The sequence below is a fragment of the Paenirhodobacter populi genome, assembly GCF_004022215.1.
Taxonomy (GTDB): Bacteria; Pseudomonadota; Alphaproteobacteria; order Rhodobacterales; family Rhodobacteraceae; genus Rhodobacter; species Rhodobacter populi.
Genome location: NZ_SAUZ01000064.1, coordinates 1 through 2,312 on the forward strand (window position 1 = coordinate 1; position 2,312 = coordinate 2,312).

Sequence of the window (2,312 nt, forward strand, 5' to 3'; positions counted from 1 at the left end):
AGCGCCTAGATGGCGCTGCAGATGTATTTGATTTCGAGGTATTCCTCGATACCGTATTTCGAGCCTTCGCGCCCGAGGCCGGATTGCTTGACGCCGCCGAAGGGGGCGACTTCGTTGGAGATCAGGCCGGTGTTGTGGCCGACCATGCCGTATTCCAGCGCTTCCGAGACGCGCACCATGCGGGCGTGGTCGCGGGTGTAGAAATAGGCGGCGAGGCCGAAGATCGTGTCGTTGGCCATGGCCACGACCTCTTCCTCGGTGTCGAAGGCGAAGAGCGGCGCGAGCGGGCCGAAGGTTTCCTCCTTGGCCACCTTCATCGCCGGCGTCACCCCGGTCAGGATCGCGGGCTCGAAGAACAGACCGCCGAGGCGCTTGCCGCCCTGCACCAGCGCGGCGCCCTTTTCCAGCGCGTCGCGGATGTGATCCTCGACCTTGTCGAGCGCCTTCGGCTCGATCATCGGGCCGATGTCGGTGCCGGGCTCGGTGCCGTCGCCGACCTTCAGCGCCGCCACTTTCGCCTGCAGTTTCGCCGCGAAGGCGTCATAGACCCCGCGCTGCACGTAGATCCGGTTGGCGCAGACGCAGGTCTGCCCGGCGTTGCGGTATTTCGACGCCATCGCGCCCTCGACCGCCGCATCCAGATCGGCGTCGTCGAAGACGATGAAGGGCGCGTTGCCGCCCAGCTCAAGGCTCATCTTCTTGATCGTCGGCGCGCATTGCGCCATCAGCAGACGCCCCACCTCGGTCGAGCCGGTGAAGGACAGCTTGCGCACCACGTCGCTGTCGGTCAGCACCTTGCCGATCTTGGAGGCCGAGCCGGTCACGATCTGCAGCACCCCCGCCGGGATCCCCGCGCGGTTCGCCAGCTCGCCAAGCGCCAGCGCCGACAAGGGCGTCAGATCCGCCGGCCGCACGATCATCGAGCAGCCCGCCGCCAGCGCCGGCGCCGCCTTGCGGGTGATCATCGCCGCCGGGAAGTTCCACGGCGTGATCGCCGCCGTCACGCCGATCGGCTGACGGATCACGGTGATCCGCTGGTCGGCCTTCGGCGCCGGGATCGTGTCGCCGTAGATCCGCTTCGCCTCTTCCGCGAACCATTCGATGAACGAGGCGGCATAGGCGATCTCGCCCTTCGCCTCGGCCAGCGGCTTGCCCTGTTCGAGCGTCATGATCAGCCCGAGGTCGTCGACATTCTCGATCATCAGGTCGAACCAGCGGCGCAGCTTCGCCGCCCGTTCCTTCGCCGGCAGCGCCGCCCAGGCCCGCTGCGCCACGGCCGAGGCCGCGATCACCGCGGGGATCTCCTCCGCCGCCAGATGCGGCACGCGGCCCACGACCGAGCCGTCGGCCGGGTTGGTCACCGCGATCGTCTCGCCCGAGGCGGCCTGCACCCAGGCGCCGTCGATCAGGCAGGCCTCCTTCAGCAGGGTCGGATCTTTCAGCTTGGACAAGTCGGGCCTCCCACGGTAGATCTTGTGCATCTCAGGTCGTTCAGTATATTGAACGCCGTTCCTGATATGAAATGTATGCGTCCGTATGCACGAATTGTCAACGGATTTGCCCGAACCATGGGAGGCGGACTTGTCCGACGCGGAGCGAAGCGAGAAACGGCTGGTGCCGGCGGTCGAACGGGCGGTGGCGATCATGGACCTGCTGGCCGATACGCCGCGGCCGATGGGCGTGTCGGATATCGCCCGCGATCTGGGGCTGCCGAAAAGCTCGGTCTACGGCATCTGCGAGACGCTGACCGATCTGGGGCTGTTGCGGCCCGGCCCCTCGGGCTACGGGCCGGGGCCGCGGCCGCTGCGCTGGAGCTCGGCCTATCTCAGCCGCACCTCGCTGGTGCAGGAATTCCGCATTCTGGTGGCGCAGGATGCGGTGCTGTCGGGCTATACCGTCACGCTGTCGGCGCTCGATGGGGCGAATGTCGTCTATCTGGCCTGCCAGAATGCGGACAAGCCGCTCGGCTTCACCTTCCAGGCGGGCCAGCACCTGCCCGCCGTCTTCACCGCCACCGGCAAGGCCATGCTCGCCGCCCTGCCCGAGGAGGACCGCCGCGCCCGGCTGGCCGGCCCCTGGCACCCGCCCTTCACCCGCAACAGCGTCCCCGACGCCGCCGCCTTCGAGGCGCAGCTGCCCCGCTGGCGCGCCCTCGGCTATGCCATCGACAACGGCGAGATCCGCGAAGGCATGATCTGCCTCGGCGCCGCCGTCCTCAACGCCGCACAAAAACCCCTCGCCGGCATCGCCATCTCCCTCACCAGCGCGGAAGCCAGACCAGAGGTCCAAGAAACCCTCGGACAACTCATCGC

2 protein-coding genes are annotated in these 2,312 nt (G+C 67.7%); one reads left to right on the forward strand and one right to left on the reverse strand.

The genetic code is table 11. The annotated features are described in order from the left end of the window. Nucleotides 1-5: 5 nt before the first annotated feature. A complete protein-coding gene (locus tag D2T30_RS22765) occupies nucleotides 6-1,481 on the reverse strand; it encodes an NAD-dependent succinate-semialdehyde dehydrogenase (RefSeq protein ID WP_206613071.1) in 1,476 nt (491 codons plus the stop codon). A 100-nt stretch (nucleotides 1,482-1,581) separates the two neighbouring features. On the opposite strand from D2T30_RS22765, the gene D2T30_RS22770 reads away from it, so the two are divergent. Then, nucleotides 1,582-2,312: IclR family transcriptional regulator (locus D2T30_RS22770; RefSeq protein WP_164884411.1), on the forward strand; the 731-nt coding region annotated here is incomplete at its 3' end.